Origin of the sequence: Rhizomonospora bruguierae (assembly GCF_018397995.1) — a bacterium.
GTDB classification, from domain to species: Bacteria; Actinomycetota; Actinomycetes; order Mycobacteriales; family Micromonosporaceae; genus Rhizomonospora; species Rhizomonospora bruguierae.
Genome location: NZ_BBQH01000086.1, coordinates 1 through 18390 on the forward strand (window position 1 = coordinate 1; position 18390 = coordinate 18390).

Sequence of the window (18390 nt, forward strand, 5' to 3'; positions counted from 1 at the left end):
CCCGCGGTCGGCGGGCGACGGCGCCGGCGTCAGCCCGGGGTGACGAAGCCGGACTCGTAGGCGGCGATGACGGCCTGGGTCCGGTCCCGGGCGTTGAGCTTCGCGAGCACGTTGCCGACGTGCGTCTTCACCGTCTCCACACCGAGCACCAGTTCCTCGGCGATCTCCGCGTTGGACCGGCCCGCCGCGACCAGGCGCAGCACCTCCGCCTCCCGGTCGGTCAGCCCGGCGCCGCGCAGCCGGTCGCCGCCCGGCCCCGCGTACGCGCCCGCCAGCCGCCGGATCGCCGCCGGGAACACCAGCGACTCCCCCCGCGCCACGACCCGGATCGCCTCCACCACCTCCGCCGGCCGCGACCGCTTCAGCAGGAAGCCGCTCGCCCCGGCGCGCAGCGCGGCGTACACGTACTCGTCGTTCTCGAACGTGGTGATGACCAGCACCCGCGGCGGCTCGGCCGAGGACGCGAGCAGCAGTTCGGTGGCCCGGATCCCGTCGATGCCCGGCATCCGCACGTCCATCAGCACCACGTCCGGCCGGTACCGCGCGACGAGGTCCGGCACGTCCGCCCCGCTGCCCGCCTCGGCGACCACACCCAGGTCGCCGGCGGCGTCGATGATCGCCCGCAGCCCCACCCGGATCAGTTCGTCGTCGTCGACCACCGCCACCCGTACCGCCACGGGACCCATTCTGCGGCAACCGCCCGGCGACCCCGGCGACCCGTCCCCACCGCACGGTCAGGTGGGCAGGAGGCGCAGGGCGAGCACGGCGATGATGGCGCTGGAGCGCCGCGGTCACGGACAGGCAGTGGCCGGCCCCTGCTGGAGCCGGCCACCGAATTACCGGTACGTCAGACGTTGAAGCCCAGGGCCCGCAACTGGTCCCGGCCGTCGTCGCTGATCTTGTCGGGTCCCCACGGCGGCATCCACACCCAGTTGATGCGGAAGTCGCTGACCACACCGCCGCCCGGGCCGCTGGTCAGCGCCATCCGCGCCTGGTCCTCGATCTCGTCGGTCAGCGGGCAGGCCGCCGACGTGAGCGTCATGTCCAGCGTGGCCACGTTCTCGTCGTCGACGTGCACGCCGTAGAGCAGGCCGAGGTCGACCACGTTGATGCCCAGCTCCGGGTCGACGACGTCCTTCATCGCCTCCTCGACGTCCGCGACGGCCGCCTTGCCACCGCCCGCCGGCGCCGCCTCGCCGGCGGTCACCATCTCCTCGCTCATCGCGCCACCTCCTCACTGCTGGCGTCCACGGCGCGCGCCGTGGCGTCCTTGAAGGCCATCCAGGGCAGCAGGGCGCACTTGACCCGGGCCGGGTAGCGGGCCACCCCGGCGAAGGCCACGCCGTCGCCGAGCACCGCCTCGTCCGGCTCCACCTGCCCGCGGCCGCCCATCAGCTCGACGAACGCCTCGTGCGCCGCCAGCGCATCCGATGTGGACCGCCCGCGCAGCAGCTCGTGCAGCACGCTCGCCGACGCCTGGCTGATCGAGCAGCCCTGCCCGTCGTACGAGATGTCGGACAGCTCGTCGCCGTCCAGGGCGACCCGCACGGTCACCTCGTCCCCGCAGGTGGGGTTGACGTGGTGCGCCTCGCCGGCGAACGGCTCGCGCAGGCCGCGCCCGTGCGGGTGCTTGTAGTGATCCAGGATGATCTCCTGGTAGAGCTGGTCGATCTGCATCAGGCGAACACCTTCCGCACCCGGGCCAGCCCGTCGACCAGCGCGTCCACCTCCGCGAAGGTGGTGTAGAGGTAGAACGACGCGCGGGTCATCGCCGGCACCTCGTACCGCACGCAGAGCGGGCGGGCGCAGTGGTGGCCCACCCGGACCTGCACGCCCAGCGAGTCGAGCACCTGACCGACGTCGTGCGGGTGGATGCCCGGCAGGTCGAACGAGAGGGTGCCGACCCGGCCGACCGCCGTCCGCGGCCCGAACAGCCGCAGCCCGGGCACCGTGGCGAGGGCGTCCAACGCGTACGCCGCCAGCTCCTTCTCGTGCCACTGGATGGCCCGCATGCCGACGCCGCTCAGGTAGTCCACGGCGGCGCCCAGCCCGACCGCCTCGGTGATCGGCGGGGTGCCCGCCTCGAACTTGGCCGGCGCCGGGGCGAACGTGGAGCGCTCCAGCGTCACCGTCTCGATCATCGAGCCGCCGCCGAGGAACGGCGGCAGCGCGGCGAGCAGCTCGGACCGCCCCCACAGCACGCCGATGCCGGTCGGCCCGCACATCTTGTGCCCGGTGAAGGCGAGGAAGTCCGCGTCGATGTCGGTCACGTCCACCGGCAACTGCGGCACCGCCTGCGAGCCGTCGAACAACACCAGCGCGCCCACCTCGCGCGCCCGCTTGGTGACCGCCGAGGTCGGGTTCACCGTGCCGAGCACGTTGGACACCAGGGCGTACGAGACCAGCCGCGTCCGCTCGTTGATCAGCGTGTCCAGGTCGGACAGGTCCAGCCGGCCGGCGTCGGTGACCCGGAACCAGCGCAGCCTGGCGCCGGTCCGTTCGCACAGCAACTGCCACGGCACGATGTTCGAGTGGTGCTCCATCTCGGAGATGACGATCTCGTCCCCGGGCCGGAGCCGGAACCGGGGATCGCCCGCCACGTCGAGCGACGACGACAGGAACCCGTACGCCACCAGGTTGATCGCCTCGGTGGCGTTCTTGACGAACACCACCTCGTCCGGGGTCGGCGCGCCGATGAACGCCGCCACCTTCACCCGGGCACCCTCGTACGCCTCGGTCGCCTCGGTGCCGACCGTGTGCACCGACCGGGAGACGTTGCCGTTGTGCCGCTCCAGGTGCTCCCGCATGGCGTCGATCACCACGCGGGGCTTCTGGCTGGTGTTGCCGCTGTCCAGGTACACCATCCGGTGCCCGTTGACCTCCCGCGCCAGGATCGGGAAGTCGGCGCGTACCCGCTCCACGTCGTAGCGCGGCACGTCGTCGTACTGCGGCATGCCCCGGGGGATGGCGGTGGCTGTCATCGGTGTCTCCCGGCGGTTCAGACCGCGGCCGGGCCGGCGCCGGCCAGGTAGCGCTCGTACCCCTCGGCCTCGAGCCGCTCGGCCAGCTCCGGGCCGCCCTCCTCGACGATCCGGCCGCCCACGAACACGTGCACGAAGTCCGGCTTGATGTAGCGCAGGATCCGGGTGTAGTGGGTGATCAGCAGCAGCCCGGTCTCGCCCGTCGCGCGCACCCGGTTGACCCCCTCGGAGACCACCCGCAGCGCGTCGATGTCCAGGCCGGAGTCGGTCTCGTCGAGGATCGCCACCCGCGGCTTGAGCAGCTCGAGCTGGACGATCTCGTGCCGCTTCTTCTCGCCGCCGGAGAAGCCCTCGTTGACGTTGCGCTGGGCGAACGCCGGGTCCATCTGGAGGCGCTCCATGGCGCCGCGCAGCTCGCCGGCCCAGGTGCGCAGCTTCGGCGCCTGCCCGTCCACCGCCGTCTTCGCGGTACGCAGGAAGTTCGCCACCGACACGCCAGGCACCTCGACCGGGTACTGCATCGCCAGGAACAGCCCGGCGCGGGCCCGCTCGTCGACGGTCATCGCGAGCACGTCCTGGTCGTCCAGCAGCACCGAGCCGCCGGTGATCTCGTACTTCGGGTGCCCCGCGACCGAGTAGGCCAGGGTGGACTTGCCCGAGCCGTTCGGGCCCATGATGGCGTGCGTCTCACCGGACCGGACCGTCAGGTCCACGCCGGTCAGAATCGGCTTCAGCTCGCCGTTGGGCAGCTTCACCGACACCTGGAGGTCGCGGATGGACAGGGTGCTCATCGGGTGACTCCATTGCTCGGGGTAAGGCTGATGTAAACGTCGCCGTCGCGGACCTCGACGGGGTAGACCGGCACCGGCTCGGTCGCCGGCAGCCCGGTCGGCTGGCCGGTGCGCAGGTCGAAGCGGGAACCGTGCAGCCAGCACTCCAGCGTGCAGCCGTCCACCTCGCCCTCGCTGAGCGCCACCGCGGCGTGCGAGCACTCGTCGTAGACGGCGTGGAAGCTGTCGTCGTCGGCGTGCACCAGGGCGACCGGGGTGCCGTCGATCTCGGCGGCGATCACGCCGCCCTTCGGCACGTCCTCGGTCGAGCAGACGCGGATCGTGGCGCTCACCCGCCCGCCCCGGTCAGCCGGGACTCGATCGCGGCGATCAGCCGCTCGCGCAGCTGGACCACCGGGATCCTGTTCAGCAGCTCGGCGAAGAAGCCGCGGACCACGAGCTTGCGCGCCTCCGGCTCCGGGATGCCCCGGGCCATCAGGTAGAACAGCTGCTCGTCGTCGAAGCGGCCGGTCGCCGCCGCGTGCCCGGCGCCGGCCACCTCGCCGGTCTCGATCTCCAGGTTCGGTACCGAGTCCGCGCGGGCGCCGTCGGTCAGTACCAGGTTCCGGTTGATCTCGTACGTGTCGGTGCCGGTCGCCGCGGACCGGATCAGCACGTCGCCGACCCAGACCGTGTGCGTGCCCTCGCCCTGCAGCGCGCCCCGGTACCCGACGTAGCTGCGGCAGTCGGGCACGGTGTGGTCGACCAGTTGGCGGTGCTCCAGGTGCTGCCCGCGCCGGGCCCCGCTCGCGGGGTCCGCCGGCAGCTCGGTGGCGAAGTACAGGCCGAACAGCTCCGCGTCGCCGCCGCGCCCGGTGTACTCGACCGTGGTGAACTGGCGCACCAGGTCACCGCCGAGGGTGACCTGCACGTGGGTGACCTTCGCGTCCCGGCCCAGCCGGAACTTCAGGTGCTGGGCCTGCACCGCGTCCGGCTCCCAGTCGGCGAGCGTGACCAGCACCAGCCGGGCGCCGTCGCCGACCGCCACCTCGACGTTGTCCGCCACGGTGCCCGAGCCGACCTGCTCCAGCACCAGCGTCGCCTCGGCCAGCGCGCCGACCTCGATCCGGGTGTGCCCGAACGCGGTCGCGCCGGCGCCGGGGCCCTTGGTGCGCAGCAGGACCGGCTTGTCCAGCACGGCCTGGCGGGTCACCGAGACCACCAGCGCCTCGCCGAACCGGGCCCGGGCCAGCGCGCTGATCCGGTCGAACGGCACCAGCACCGGGTCGCCGGCCAACTCCTCCCGGCGCACGTGCTCGACCGTGACGAGCGCCGGCACGTCGGCCTGCTCGTGCAACAGCCCGACGGCGCCGGTGCCGTCGCCCGCCACCAGGTCACCCAGGCGCTTGAGCGGGGTGAACCGCCACTCCTCCGCCATCCCGGTCACCGCCGGGAAGTCGGTCACCTCGAACGAGCGCAGCGCCTGCGACTTGGTCTTCGGGGGCGCGAGGGTCTCAGTCGTCATGTCTTCTTCCGTGTCTTGAGCCTTCGGGCGGGGATCAGCGCGGTCAGCCGACCGCGCCCTCCATCTGCAGCTCGATCAGCCGGTTCAGCTCCAGCGCGTACTCCATCGGGAGTTCCTTGGCGATCGGCTCGATGAACCCGCGGACGATCATGGCCATCGCCTCGTCCTCGGTCATGCCCCGGCTCATCAGGTAGAACAGCTGATCCTCGCTGACCTTCGAGACCGTCGCCTCGTGCCCCATGGACACGTCGTCCTCGCGGATATCCACGTACGGGTACGTGTCCGACCGGGAGATCGTGTCCACCAGCAGGGCGTCGCACTTGACCGTGCTGCGGCTGTTGGTGGAGCCCTCCAGCACCTGCACCAGGCCCCGGTACGACGTACGGCCGCCACCCCGGGCGATCGACTTGGAGACGATCGTGCTGGACGTGTGCGGCGCGGCGTGCACCATCTTCGCGCCGGCGTCCTGGTGCTGCCCCTCGCCGGCCATCGCCACCGAGAGCACCTCGCCCTTGGCGTGCTCGCCGGTCATCCAGACCGCCGGGTACTTCATCGTGACCTTGGAGCCGATGTTCCCGTCGATCCACTCCATCGTGGCGCCCTCATGCGCCACCGCCCGCTTGGTGACCAGGTTGTACACGTTGTTCGACCAGTTCTGGATCGTCGTGTACCGGCACCGCGCGTTCTTCTTCACGATGATCTCGACGACCGCGCTGTGCAGCGAGTCGGACGAGTAGATCGGGGCGGTGCAGCCCTCGACGTAGTGCACGTAGGCGCCCTCGTCCACGATGATCAGGGTCCGCTCGAACTGGCCCATGTTCTCCGTGTTGATCCGGAAGTACGCCTGCAGCGGGATCTCCACGTGCACGCCCTTCGGCACGTAGATGAACGACCCACCGGACCACACGGCCGTGTTCAGCGCGGCGAACTTGTTGTCACCCACCGGGATGACCGTGCCGAAGTACTCCTTGAACAGGTCCTCGTGCTCGCGCAGCGCGGTGTCCGTGTCGAGGAAGATGACGCCCTGCTCCTCCAGGTCGTCGCGGATCTTGTGGTAGACCACCTCGGACTCGTACTGGGCGGCCACGCCGGCGATCAGCCGCTGCTTCTCGGCCTCCGGGATGCCCAGCCGGTCGTAGGTGTTCCTGATGTCCTCGGGCAGCTCGTCCCAGCTCGTCGCCTGCTTCTCGGTCGAGCGGACGAAGTACTTGATGTTGTCGAAGTCGATGTCGGTGAGGTCGGCACCCCAGGCCGGCAGCGGCTTGCGCCCGAACAGCCGCAGGCCCTTCAGCCGCAGGTCGAGCATCCACTGCGGCTCGTCCTTCTTCGCCGAGATGTCCCGCACCACGGCCTCGTTGAGGCCCCGGGCCGCGCCGGCGCCGGCGGCGTCCGGATCGGCCCAGCCGTACTCGTACCGGCCGAGCGCGGCGAGGTGCTCCTCCTGGCTGATGGGCGCAACGATCTGGTCGGTCATGTATCTGTCCTCACGGTGGCTGGGTCGCCGGTCCGGTCATTCTTCGCAATGGGCAGTACCCGGCGGGGGTCCGGGATGTACGTGGTGCATACCCCGTCGCCGTGGGCGATGGTCGCCAGGCGCTGCACGTGCGTGCCGATCACCCGGGAGATGACCTCGGTCTCCGCCTCGCACAGCTGGGGGAACTCGGCGGCGACGTGCGCCACCGGGCAGTGGTGCTGGCACAGCTGCCCGCCGGCCGCGATGGCCGACGCGTTGGCAGCGTAACCCTCCGCGGTCAGGGCCGCGGCGAGTGCCTCCGCCCGGGCGATGGGGTTCTCCCCCGCCGCCCGGATCGCCGCCCGGCACCGCTCCTCGAGCGTGGCGACCTGCGCCGCCGCGAACTCGGCGATCGCCGCGTCGCCGCCCCGATCCGCGATCCAGCGCAGCGCCGCGGTGGCGATGTCGTCGTAGAGGTGTGGCAGCGTCTCCCGGGCCGCCTCGGTCAGCGCGAACCGCTTGGCCGGGCGCCCCCGCCCGCGCGGCCCGCGCCGGGGCTGCTCCGACGCCCGGATCAGCCCCTCGGCGAGCAACGCGTCCAGGTGCCGCCGGATTCCGGCCGGGCTGACGCCCAGCTCGCAGGCCAGCTCCGCGGCGGTCGCGGAACCCCACTCCAGCAGCAGCTCGACGACCCGATCCCGGGTCCGCCCGTCGGTCCTGCTCGCGGCGGCCTGGTCGGCGTTTCTGGTCGCGGCGCGCCCGGAGCCGCCGGTCGGCCGGCGGGACGCGGCTGAGGGCACGGCGGCGCCAGCGGCGGCCGATCCGGCCGTCGCGGAGAACAGCGCCGCGTTTTTCACAACGCAAGTGTTACCAATTTCCGGCCACCACCGCAAACGGGTCCCCCGGTGATGCATGCCACCCGGCACGCCGGCACCGCCCACTACGCTGCGTAGGATATGCGCCGTGAGCGTTCTGGACCGCTTCCCGGCAGCCCGCCGCTGGGCGCGCCGCCTCTCCTCGCCCAACGGGCTGCGCGGGCTGGCGCTCGCGTCCCTGATCGCCAACGTGGGCCTGGTCGTGACCGGCGGCGCCGTCCGCCTCACCGACTCCGGGCTCGGCTGCCCCACCTGGCCCCGCTGCACCGCCGACTCGTACACCACCTCCGCCGAGATGGGCGTGCACGGCGTGATCGAGTTCGGCAACCGGACGCTCACCTTCGTCCTCGGCGCGATCGCGCTCGCCGCCCTGGTGGCCACCTGGCGCAGCCGGCCCGACCTACGCACGCTCGCCGCGGCGGTGCTGTTCGGCATCCCCCTACAGGGGGTCATCGGCGGCATCACGGTGCTCACCAACCTCAACCCGTGGGTGGTCGGGCTGCACTTCCTCGGCTCGATCGCGGTCATCACCGCCGCGTACGCGTTCTGGCGCCGCACCGGCCCGACCGCACCGGTCGTGGTGCCGGGACCGCTGCACACCCTCGCCGCCCTGACGGCGGCGGCCAGCGCCGCGGTGATCGCCATCGGTGTGGTGGTCACCGGCAGCGGCCCGCACTCCGGCGACCACGGCGCCAAGCGCAACGGCCTGGACCCCGAGTCCATCTCCCAGTTCCACGCCGACCTGGTCTTCCTGCTGCTGGGGCTCTCCGTGGCGCTGTGGCTCGCGCTGCGCGCCGTGGGCGCGCCGTCCCGCCCCGCCGCCGTCCTGCTGATCGTTGTGCTGGGCCAGGGCGTGCTCGGCTTCGCCCAGTACTTCACCCACCTGCCGATCCTCCTGGTGGGCCTGCACATGTTCGGCGCCTGCCTGGTCTGGCTGGCCACCCTGTCCGCCCTCGCCGCCACCCGCGGCGTTCCGGTCGCCCGCGCGAAGGCGGACGCCCCGGCCAACCGCCGCCAGCCGGCCGAAGCGACCCACTAGCCCGTCGCCCCACGCGTCAGCGGGGGCGAGCGGTGGCCAGGGCGGCGATCGCGGCGGCGAAGCGGTCGGCCGCTCCCGGCGCGAGGGCGAGGAACAGCGACGGCTCGGTCAGCTCCAGCTCAACCAGCACCGGCTCGCCACCCGAGCCGGGTATCAGGTCCACCCGCGCGTAGAGCAGGCGGTCCGGTCCGCCGGGCACGGCCGCCAGGGCCCGCTCCCCGACCGCCAGCTCCGCCGGACGCGCCGTACGGGCGCAGACCTCCTCCGGCACGTACAGGCCCTCGTTCACGCCCAGATGCGGGCCGGTCAGCATCGGCCCCTTACGGATCGCGTGGCTGAACGCCAGCCGGCCCACCGCCGGGTCACGCAGGAAGATCAGCGCGGTCTCGCCGGCGGTGTCCACGGCCCGCAGATACGGCTGGATCATGGTCGTCCGGCCGGCGGCGCCGAGCCGCGCCACGTGCTCCCGGGCCAGCCGCCGGTGCCCCGGGTCGGCCAGGTCGTAGCGGCCCGTGTCCCGGCTGCCCACGCTGACCGCCGGCTTGACCACGTACTCGCCGGCATCGCCGGGCGCCCACGCCTCGCCGGGCGCCACCCACTGCGTGTGCACCGCCGGCACCCCCGCCGCGACCAGCTCACGCAGGTACCGCTTGTCGGTGTTCCAGGCGATGACGGCGGCCGGGTTCGCCAGCCCGTCCACCTTCTCGGCCCACGTCACGAAGGCGTCCCGGCGGGTCGGGTAGTCCCACGGCGAACGGATCACCGTCAGGTCGTAGCTGGTCCAGTCGACCACCGGGTCGCTCCAGACCGCCGCCTCGACGCGCACGCCGAGGTGCGCCAGCGGCGTCAGCAGCAGCCGGTCGTCCGGGTCCAGGTCGGGTAGGGCGGTGCAGGAAACGAGAGCGACCCGGAGTCCCCTCCGGGTCGCTCCTGGATTATCGGTATCTATGGTGTTCGTCCTGAGGTTTCGGTGCTTGCGTTCGATCAGCGTGCTTGCGTTCGATCAGCGTGCCAGAGAGCGCCTGGCCATCGAGCGCCAGAGGTCGTTGCTGGGGCGCATCTGCTCCATCAGTTCGCGCTCCCACTCGTTCTCGACCTCGACGCCCGCGCTCTCGCAGGCCCGCCGGGCCACGTCCGTGTCGTCGGCGAACTGGTCGGCCCAGGCGCCGTCCTGCCCAACGAGGACGATCCGCGCACCCCGCCGGCCCACGTACTCGATGACCGCCTTCGCGCCGCCGTGGCCGGCGGCGAACGACCTGATCCCCGCGACGAGGTCGCTCGGCGGCGGGGCGGGCCGGTCGGCGGTCAGGGTCGAATCGGAACCATCTGCCATGCCCGCAGCGTAAGCAGACGCGAGGTGGCCGGGGGGCCAACTATTCGACATTTGTGACCCCTATTACGGGGACCTTTTAGTGCTCGACCGCCGTTTTCTTGCGGACATATTTGACTAAATCCGGCCCGCTAGCCGCGACAAATCGGACGACCGCGCCGCTCGACGAGCCCGTAACCCGCTCACCGAATACTAGCGGCGTTTCCCTGACAATACGGGGCAAGACGGGCAGATTCCCCCACTCGCCGACGGGCGGCCGACCGCGGTCGGATCAGCCCCAAATCGGCCCATCCGGCTCAACCTGCACGAAAACCCCGCCCGTTGCGTGCAGGCGACGGCGGGGAAGCGGACGGGCAAGCGAGGTATCAGAGCAGGGCGTCGATGGCGATCGCCAGGAACAGGCCGGTCAGGTACGTGATCGACCAGTGGAACAGGCGCATCGGCTTGACCGCTTCGCCGCGCCGGGCCCGGTTGGCGAGGCCGTGGGCCTCCCGGAGCAGGAGCGCGCCCAGCACCACGGCGGCCACGCCATACAGCGGGGTCATGCCGAACGGCCAGAGGACCAGCGAAGCGAGCACCGTCAGCCACGAGTACGCGACGGTTTCGAAGCCGACCCGGCGCATCGAGTGGACCACCGGAAGCATGGGGATGCCGGCGCGGGCGTAGTCCGCCTTGAACTTGACAGCGAGGGCGTAGAAGTGCGGCGGCTGCCACAGGAACACGATGGCGAACAACAGCCACGCCTGGACCGACAGCCCGCCGGTGATCGCCGCCCAGCCGATCAGCACCGGCGCGGCGCCGCAGATGCCGCCCCACACCGTGTTCTGCGGCGTGGTCCGCTTGAGCCACATGGTGTAGACGACGTCGTAGTAGACGATCGCACCGACCGTGAGCGCGGTGGCGAGCGGGTTGGTGAAGGCGGCCATGAGCGCGACCGCGATGCCGCTCAGGGCCAGGCCGAAGACCAGCGCGGCCGGCGGCGAGACGGTGTGCGCCGGCAGGGGGCGGCGGGAGGTGCGCCGCATGACCTGGTCGATGTCCCGGTCGATGTAGCAGTTGAGGGCGCTCGCGCCGCCGGCGGCCAGGGCGCCGCCGATCAGTACGACGATCGCCACCTTCAGCCCGGGCAGCCCGCCGGCGGCGAGCATCATCGCCGGCACCGTGGTGATCAGCAGCAGCTCGACGATCCGCGGCTTGGTCAGAGCGAGGTACGCCCGGAACACCGCCCCCGGCGACCGCACAGCGGCGGGCGGTGCCGGCTGGTCGGATACCGCGACGGCGTCGGTGGGCTGGGTGGCGAGCGTGGTCACCCGGGCCAGAGTACGGCAGCGCGTAGTAGTTCCCGCCGGGGACCGCCGGTTGGTGGCGCGCGCGACACCAACGAGGGTCCCCGCCCGAACCACCGGCCGGCGCCGGGGCGGGACCCTTCGCCGATCTTGGAGTGGCGGTGGGTCTCGGCTTTCGGACTTTTCCAGCGGATCGAGAGCTGCGCCCCGCCCGGTGGCGCCGCTCCGCACCTGATCGTCGATGACCTCGACGCCGCCCGAGGGCGGTGGTTGGCCACGGCTCTGCGCCATCGGGGCGCCTCGTGTCGGCGCCCGAGGTGGGCGACAAAGGCTGCGAACCAGGCCAAGCCGACCGCCACAAGTCCAAGATCGCGAGATCGGGGCGCGGGCCGCGACCGTGGTCGATGCGGCGGGCGCGCGGAGCCGGACTGCGACGCGACCCCGGCGGACGTGTCCTGTGCGACACCCACAACGTTCCGGGCGCGCCTTCCGTACCTACTCGCGGGGGACGCGGACGAAGATCATGTCCCAGCGGTCGGGCATCTCGCAGCCGCATGTGCGGTGCCGCCCGTGGGTAGGGTTCGATAAGAGCAGGACGATATGACAGGCAGGGGGAACAGGACCGCCGTGGACACCGAATTGACTTGGTCCGAGCAGGACCGGCGGGCGGTCGACACCGCCCGGGTGCTCGCCGTCGACGCCGTGGAGAAGGCCGGCAACGGGCATCCCGGCACAGCGATGAGCCTGGCACCGGCGGCGCACCTGCTGTTCCAGCGGGTCATGCGGCACGACCCGGCGGATCCGGCCTGGCCGGGCCGGGACCGGTTCGTGCTCTCCGCGGGCCACTCCAGCCTGACTCTGTACATCCAGCTCTACCTGACCGGGTACGGGCTGAGCCTGGACGACCTGAAGGCGTTGCGGCAGTGGGGTTCGCTGACGCCGGGGCACCCGGAGCACGGGCACACGGCCGGCGTGGAGACCACGACGGGTCCGCTCGGTCAGGGCGTCGGCAACGCGGTCGGCATGGCGATGGCGGCGCGGCGCGAGCGCGGGCTGCTGGACCCGGCGGCGGCGCCCGGCGAGAGCCCGTTCGACCACCACGTCTACGTAATCGCCTCGGACGGTGACCTGGAGGAGGGCATCAGCCACGAGGCGTGCGCGCTCGCCGGGCACCAGCGGCTGGGCAACCTCGTCCTGATCTACGACGACAACGAGATCTCCATCGAGGACGACACCCGCATCGCCAAGAGCGAGGACACCGCCGCCCGCTACGCCGCGTACGGATGGCATGTGCAGACGGTGGACTGGCGCCGGGGCGACGCCGACTCGGGCGCCGAGTACCACGAGGACGCGGCGGCGCTGTACGCGGCGCTGCGGGCGGCGAAGGCGGAAACCGGCCGGCCGTCGTTCATCGCGCTGCGCACGATCATCGGCTGGCCGGCGCCGAACAAGCAGAACACCGGCAAGATCCACGGCTCGGCGCTGGGCGCGGACGAGGTCGCCGCCACGAAGAAGCTCCTCGGCTTCGACCCGACCGCCTCGTTCCCGGTCACCGACGAGGTGCTCGCGCACACGCGGCGGGCGCTGGAGCGGGGCCGGGCCGACCGCGCCGAGTGGCAGCGGGCGTACGACGCCTGGGCGGAGTCCAACCCGGACGGCAAGGCGCTGCACGACCGGCTGTCCACCCGCACGCTGCCGGAGGGCTGGTACGAGGCGCTGCCGGAGTTCCCGGCGGACCCGAAGGGCATCGCCACCCGCGCCGCGTCCGGCAAGGTGCTGAACGCGATCGCGCCGCGCCTGCCGGAGCTGTGGGGCGGCTCGGCGGACCTGGCGGAGAGCAACAACACCACGATCGAGGGCGAGCCGTCGTTCATCCCGGCCGAGTTCGCCACCAAGGCGTTCCCCGGCGACGAGTACGGCCGCACGCTGCACTTCGGCATCCGCGAGCACGCGATGGGCGCCATCCTGAACGGCATCGTGCTGCACGGCGGCACCCGCCCGTACGGCGGCACGTTCCTGGTGTTCAGCGACTACATGCGACCGTCGGTGCGGCTCGCCGCGCTGATGAAGCTGCCGGTCATCTACGTCTGGACGCACGACTCGATCGGCCTCGGCGAGGACGGGCCGACGCACCAGCCGATCGAGCAGCTGACCGCGCTGCGGGCGATCCCGGGGCTGGCCGTGGTCCGGCCGGGGGACGCGAACGAGACGGCGTGGGCGTGGCGGGCCGCCCTGGAGCACACGGACCAGCCCACCGCGCTGGCCCTGACCCGGCAGGCGATCCCCACCTTCGACCGGTCCGGGTTCGCCTCCGCCGAGGGCGTCATGAAGGGCGGGTACACGCTGGTCGACGGCTCGGACGGCAAGCCGCGGGTGATCCTGATCGGCACCGGCTCGGAGCTGCACCTGTGCGTGGCGGCCCGGGAGCGGCTGGAGGCCGAGGGCACCAGCACCCGGGTGGTGTCGATGCCGTGCCGCGAGTGGTTCGACGCGCAGGACCCGGCGTACCGGCAGACGGTGCTGCCGCCCGAGGTGAAGGCGCGGGTCAGCGTCGAGGCGGGCATCGCGATGTCGTGGCGGGACCTGGTCGGCGACGCCGGCGAGAGCGTCTCCATCGAGCACTTCGGGGCCAGCGCGCCGTACCAGGTGCTGTTCGAGCAGTTCGGGTTCACGCCGGACCGGATCGTCGCCGCCGCGCACGCCTCGCTCTCCCGGGTGGGCGCGATCAAGGGCTCCACGACCGGCAACTAGACGCAGGAGAAGAGGAAGAAGGCAGCGATGACCGACCGGCTTGCCGAGCTGTCCGCCGCGGGTGTGGCGATCTGGCTCGATGACCTTTCTCGGCAGCGACTGGTGAGCGGTGGCCTCGACGCGCTGCGCCGCGAGCGGCGCGTCGTGGGGGTCACCACCAACCCGACCATCTTCGCCAAGGCCCTCGCCGACTCCGACACCTACGCCGAGCAGCTGCGCGACCTGGCCGCCCGGGGCGTCACCGTCGAGGAGGCGGTGCGCATGCTCACCACGTACGACGTGCGCTGGGCCTGCGACGTGATGCGCCCGGCGTACGACGCGTCCTCCGGCGTGGACGGGCGGGTCTCGATCGAGGTGGATCCGCGGCTGGCGTACGAGACGGCGCGGACCGTCGCCGAGGCCAGGGCGCTGTGGTGGCTGGTGGACCGGCCGAACCTGTTCATCAAGATCCCGGCGACCCGGCAGGGCCTGCCGGCGATCACCGCGGCGCTCGCCCAGGGGATCAGCGTGAACGTGACGCTGATCTTCTCGTTGGAGCGCTACGAGCAGGTCATGGAGGCGTTCCTGGCCGGCCTGGAGCAGGCGTGGGCCAACGGGCACGACCTGTCCTCGATCGGCTCGGTCGCCTCGTTCTTCGTGTCCCGGGTGGACAGCGAGGTGGACAAGCGCCTGGAGAAGATCGGCTCGGACGAGGCGAAGGCGCTCAGGGGCAGGGCGGCGATCGCCAACGCCCAGCTCGCGTACGAGCGGTACACGAAGGTCTTCTCCACGCCGCGCTGGCAGGCGCTGGCCGGCGCGGGTGCCCACCCGCAGCGGCCGCTGTGGGCGTCCACCTCGACGAAGAACCCCGAGTACCGGGACGTGATGTACGTCGAGGAGCTGGTCGCGCCAGGCGTGGTGAACACCATGCCGGAGCCGACCATCCACGCGTACGCGGAGCACGGCGAGACCCGGGGCGACACGGTCACCCCGGCGTTCGGTCCGGCCCGGGAGCTGCTGGACAAGCTGGCCGGCCTCGGCGTCGACTACGACGACGTGGTGCGGACCCTCGAGGACGAGGGCGTGCAGAAGTTCGAGCAGAGCTGGGTCGAGCTGCTGGACGGGGTGCGCAAGTCCCTGGCGGCGGCCGGCCAAGGGGCGAGCCAGCCGGGCGAGGCCGCCCGGGACAACGCCGGCAAGGCCGAGCAGGCGGGAGGCAACGCATGAGCGACCCGCTGGACGACGTCGCCGCGGCCGCCGGCCTGGCGGTTTTCGGCGCGGCCCGGGTACCCGGCGCCGGGCAGGCCCGGGAGGAGCTGGTCGCCGGCGGCGTGCCGGAGAAGCTGTCCGCCAAGGACCCGACGCTGTGGGGTCCGGCGGCGGAGTCCGAGGCGAAGATCCGGCTGGGCTGGGTGGACACGTTCCGCCGCGGCCGGGAGTTGCTGCCCCAGCTCGCCGAGCTGAAGGCCGAGCTGTCCGACCTGACCCACGTGGTGCTCGCCGGCATGGGCGGCTCGTCGCTGGCCCCCGAGGTCATCACCCGCACCCTGGGCCGGCCGCTGACCGTGCTGGACACCACGGACCCGCACCAGGTCCGCATCGCGCTGGCCGACCGGCTGCTCAGCACGGTCGTCGTGGTGTCCAGCAAGTCGGGGTCCACGGTGGAGACGGACAGCCACCGCCGGGCGTACTGGCAGGCGTTCCTGGACGCGGGCCTGACCGAGGCCGAGGCGGCCCGGCACTTCGTGATCGTGACCGATCCGGGATCGCCGCTGGAAGCCACCGCCCGCGAGATGGGCGCCTACGTGGTGCTGGCCGACCCGGACGTCGGCGGTCGGTACTCGGCGCTGACCGCGTTCGGCCTGGTCCCCGCGGCGCTGGCCGGCGTGGACGTGGCCGAACTGCTGGACCAGGCGGCGGAGCTTTCCGAGGCGCTGACCGCCGAGCAGGGCAACCCGGGGCTGGCGCTGGGTGCGGCGCTCGGCGCGGCCGCGCGGAACGGCCAGGACAAGGTCGCCCTGGTGCCGGACGGCACCGGCATCGTGGGCCTGGGCGACTGGGCGGAGCAGCTCATCGCCGAGTCCACCGGCAAGAACGGCATCGGGATCCTGCCCGTCGTGGTCGAGTCCCCGGACAGCCCCGGCGCCAGCGGTTCGGACGTGCTGACGGTCAGCACCGGCGGTTCGTTGGGGCCGGGTGCGGTGCTGGGTGGGGGTGTCCCGCCGGACGTGGCCGTCAACGGCCCGCTGGGCGCGCAGTTCCTCGCCTGGGAGTACGCGACCGCGGTGGCCGGGCGGGTGCTGGGGATCAACCCGTTCGACCAGCCCAACGTGACCGAGTCCAAGGAGAACACCAACCGGATTCTGGCCGGTGGTGCGCCGGCCGGGACGCCGGCGTTCACGACGGGCGCCGTCGAGGTGTACGGGGCCGGAAGTATCCGCGACGATCTGGCGTCCGCGCTGCGCTGGTTGCTCACGGAGACGGTCGATTCCGGCTATCTTGCGGTCATGGTGTACCTGGACCGCTTCGGCGACGCGGCGGCGGCGGAACTCCGCCCGCTGCTCGCGGCCGCCGCCGGGCGTCCGGTCACGTTCGGCTGGGGCCCGCGGTTCCTGCACTCCACCGGCCAGTACCACAAGGGCGGCCCGCAGGTCGGCACGTTCCTCCAGATCACCGGTGCGGTGACCGGCGACCTGCCCGTGCCGGGCAAGCCGTACTCGTTCGGACAGTTGCAGGCGGCGCAGGCCGCCGGCGACCGCCAGGCCCTGACCGGCCGGCAGCGGCCGGTGCTCCGGCTGCACCTGACCGACCGGGCCGCCGGCCTGGCACAGGTGCTGGCTGCCGCACGCACCCTGTAGGAGACCTTACGTGGCCAACCCGCTGCGCGACCCGCAAGACCGCCGGCTCCCCCGCATCCCGGAGCCGTGCGCGCTGGTGATTTTCGGGGTCACCGGCGACCTGGCCCGCAAGAAGCTGATTCCGGCGATCTACGACCTGGCGAACCGGGGGCTGCTGCCCCCGGGTTTCGTCCTGCTCGGTTTCGCCCGTCGGGACTGGGTCGACGGCGACTTCGAGTCGCTGGCCCGGGAGTCGGCGCAGGCGCACGCCCGCACGCCGTGGCGGGAGGAGGTCTGGGCGCGCATCTCCGCCGAGATCAAGTTCGTGGGCGGCGCGTTCGACGACGACGCCGCCTTCGACCGGCTCGCGCAGACCCTCGACGCGTTGCGGGACAGCCACGGCATCCCGGGCAACGCGGCGTTCTACTTCTCCATCCCGCCGTCCGCGTTCCCGGTGGTGCTCAAGCAACTGGCCCGCACCGGCATGGCGGACAACACCAAGTCCGGCGGGTGGCGCCGGGTGGTGGTGGAGAAGCCGTTCGGCACCGACCTGGCCTCCGCCAAGGCGCTCAACGACCTGGTCGACGACGTGTTCACCGGTCCGGACGTGTTCCGCATCGACCACTACCTGGGCAAGGAGACGGTGCAGAACATCCTGGCGCTGCGCTTCGCCAACGCCCTGTTCGAGCCGGTCTGGAACAACCGCAACGTGGAGCACGTGCAGATCACCATGGCCGAGGACGTGGGCATCGGCAGCCGGGCCGCCTTCTACGACGCCACCGGCACGGCCCGCGACGTGCTCCAGAACCACCTGCTGCAACTGCTCGCGCTGACCGCGATGGAGGAGCCGACCAGCTTCGACGCCGCGGAGATCCGGGCCGAGAAGCTGAAGGTGCTCAGGGCGATCGCGCTGCCCACGGACGTGTCCGCCGACTCGGTGCGCGGCCAGTACCTGCGCGGCTGGGTGGCCGGCGAGCGGGCGTCCGGGTACCTGGAGGAACCCGGCGTGCCGGCGGGGAGCACGACCGAGACGTACGTGGCGGTGAAGCTGGGCATCCAGAACCGTCGCTGGGCGGGGGTGCCGTTCTACATCCGCGCGGGCAAGCGCCTGCCGCGCCGGGTCACCGAGATCGCGATCATCTTCAAGCGGGCGCCGCACCTGCCGTTCAACCCGGCCGACGTGGAGATGCTCGGCAACAACCAACTCGTCGTCCGGGTCCAGCCCGACGAGGGCGTGGTGCTCAAGTTCGGCTCCAAGGTTCCGGGCACCACGATGGAACTGCGCGACATCGCGATGGACTTCCAGTACGGCGAGGCGTTCACCGAGTCCAGCCCGGAGGCGTACGAGCGACTGGTGCTGGACGTGCTGGTCGGCGACCGGACCCTGTTCCCCGACTCGGCGGAGGTGGAGCAGAGCTGGCACGTGGTGGACCCGCTGGAGGAGGCGTGGGCGGGCACCACGCCGGAGCCGTACCGGGCCGGGGAGTGGGGCCCGCGCAAGGCCGACGAGATGCTCGCCCGCGAGGGCCGGGCATGGCGGCGGGCATGACGGGCCGGGCCGCGA

Annotated in this window: 17 protein-coding genes; 5 read left to right on the forward strand and 12 right to left on the reverse strand. The window is 72.2% G+C overall.

Features of this window, described 5'->3' with window-relative positions; genetic code table 11:
- Positions 1 to 29: 29 nt before the first annotated feature.
- From KJS59_RS27830 to KJS59_RS27870, 9 genes are all read right to left on the reverse strand, one after another.
- Positions 30 to 686 (reverse strand): response regulator, encoded by a 657-nt coding sequence (locus KJS59_RS27830; protein WP_376771284.1) that lies wholly within the window; start codon positions 684 to 686, stop codon positions 30 to 32.
- 161 nt (positions 687 to 847) lie between these two features.
- The gene (locus tag KJS59_RS27835) at positions 848 to 1222 is read right to left on the reverse strand and encodes a metal-sulfur cluster assembly factor (RefSeq protein ID WP_213456435.1); all 375 of its coding nucleotides are present in this window, start codon (positions 1220 to 1222) and stop codon (positions 848 to 850) included.
- Positions 1219 to 1677, reverse strand: coding sequence for a Fe-S cluster assembly sulfur transfer protein SufU (gene sufU / locus KJS59_RS27840; protein WP_213456437.1), 459 nt, complete (start codon positions 1675 to 1677; stop codon positions 1219 to 1221). The genes KJS59_RS27835 and sufU overlap by 4 nt, the downstream gene beginning before the upstream one ends.
- Positions 1677 to 2981 (reverse strand): cysteine desulfurase, encoded by a 1305-nt coding sequence (locus KJS59_RS27845; RefSeq protein ID WP_213456439.1) that lies wholly within the window; start codon positions 2979 to 2981, stop codon positions 1677 to 1679. The genes sufU and KJS59_RS27845 overlap by 1 nt, the downstream gene beginning before the upstream one ends.
- 17 nt (positions 2982 to 2998) lie before the next feature.
- Positions 2999 to 3772, reverse strand: a complete 774-nt coding sequence (gene sufC / locus KJS59_RS27850) for a Fe-S cluster assembly ATPase SufC (RefSeq protein ID WP_213456441.1) — start codon at positions 3770 to 3772, stop codon at positions 2999 to 3001.
- Positions 3769 to 4104 (reverse strand): non-heme iron oxygenase ferredoxin subunit, encoded by a 336-nt coding sequence (locus KJS59_RS27855; RefSeq protein ID WP_249714998.1) that lies wholly within the window; start codon positions 4102 to 4104, stop codon positions 3769 to 3771. Before KJS59_RS27855 ends, sufC begins: the two co-directional genes overlap by 4 nt.
- Positions 4101 to 5276, reverse strand: coding sequence for a Fe-S cluster assembly protein SufD (gene sufD, locus KJS59_RS27860; protein ID WP_213456443.1), 1176 nt, complete (start codon positions 5274 to 5276; stop codon positions 4101 to 4103). The genes KJS59_RS27855 and sufD overlap by 4 nt, the downstream gene beginning before the upstream one ends.
- 43 nt (positions 5277 to 5319) lie before the next feature.
- Positions 5320 to 6750, reverse strand: a complete 1431-nt coding sequence (gene sufB / locus KJS59_RS27865) for a Fe-S cluster assembly protein SufB (RefSeq protein ID WP_213456445.1) — start codon at positions 6748 to 6750, stop codon at positions 5320 to 5322.
- Positions 6747 to 7586 (reverse strand): helix-turn-helix transcriptional regulator, encoded by an 840-nt coding sequence (locus tag KJS59_RS27870; protein ID WP_283775908.1) that lies wholly within the window; start codon positions 7584 to 7586, stop codon positions 6747 to 6749. The genes sufB and KJS59_RS27870 overlap by 4 nt, the downstream gene beginning before the upstream one ends.
- 88 nt (positions 7587 to 7674) lie before the next feature.
- Here KJS59_RS27870 and KJS59_RS27875 point away from each other — a divergent pair, with 88 nt between their 5' ends.
- The gene (locus KJS59_RS27875) at positions 7675 to 8643 is read left to right on the forward strand and encodes a COX15/CtaA family protein (RefSeq protein WP_249715015.1); all 969 of its coding nucleotides are present in this window, start codon (positions 7675 to 7677) and stop codon (positions 8641 to 8643) included.
- A 16-nt stretch (positions 8644 to 8659) separates the two neighbouring features.
- Here the strand turns inward: KJS59_RS27875 and KJS59_RS27880 are convergent, their stop codons facing one another.
- The 3 genes from KJS59_RS27880 to KJS59_RS27890 all read right to left on the reverse strand — a co-directional run bounded on the left by KJS59_RS27880 (position 8660) and on the right by KJS59_RS27890 (position 11283).
- The gene (locus KJS59_RS27880) at positions 8660 to 9592 is read right to left on the reverse strand and encodes an ATP-grasp domain-containing protein (RefSeq protein ID WP_213456500.1); all 933 of its coding nucleotides are present in this window, start codon (positions 9590 to 9592) and stop codon (positions 8660 to 8662) included.
- 54 nt (positions 9593 to 9646) lie between these two features.
- Complete coding sequence (locus KJS59_RS27885; protein ID WP_213456452.1) at positions 9647 to 9976, reverse strand: hypothetical protein; 330 nt, start codon at positions 9974 to 9976, stop codon at positions 9647 to 9649.
- Between the two features lie 362 nt (positions 9977 to 10338).
- Positions 10339 to 11283 carry a heme o synthase gene (locus KJS59_RS27890; protein ID WP_376771285.1) on the reverse strand — a complete coding sequence of 315 codons (945 nt, stop codon included), beginning with the start codon at positions 11281 to 11283 and terminating at the stop codon, positions 10339 to 10341.
- A gap of 576 nt (positions 11284 to 11859) precedes the next feature.
- Between KJS59_RS27890 and tkt the strand changes: the two genes are divergently transcribed.
- From tkt to zwf, 4 genes are read left to right on the forward strand one after another with little or no spacing between them, the layout of a single operon-like run.
- Positions 11860 to 14010, forward strand: a complete 2151-nt coding sequence (gene tkt / locus KJS59_RS27895; protein ID WP_213456456.1) for a transketolase — start codon at positions 11860 to 11862, stop codon at positions 14008 to 14010.
- Between the two features lie 27 nt (positions 14011 to 14037).
- The gene (tal, locus tag KJS59_RS27900; RefSeq protein ID WP_213456458.1) at positions 14038 to 15216 is read left to right on the forward strand and encodes a transaldolase; all 1179 of its coding nucleotides are present in this window, start codon (positions 14038 to 14040) and stop codon (positions 15214 to 15216) included.
- On the forward strand, positions 15213 to 16847 hold the full coding sequence (locus tag KJS59_RS27905) for a glucose-6-phosphate isomerase (RefSeq protein WP_213456460.1): 1635 nt from the start codon (positions 15213 to 15215) through the stop codon (positions 16845 to 16847). Before tal ends, KJS59_RS27905 begins: the two co-directional genes overlap by 4 nt.
- A gap of 10 nt (positions 16848 to 16857) precedes the next feature.
- Positions 16858 to 18375 carry a glucose-6-phosphate dehydrogenase gene (zwf, locus tag KJS59_RS27910; RefSeq protein ID WP_213456462.1) on the forward strand — a complete coding sequence of 506 codons (1518 nt, stop codon included), beginning with the start codon at positions 16858 to 16860 and terminating at the stop codon, positions 18373 to 18375.
- Positions 18376 to 18390 lie beyond the last annotated feature (15 nt).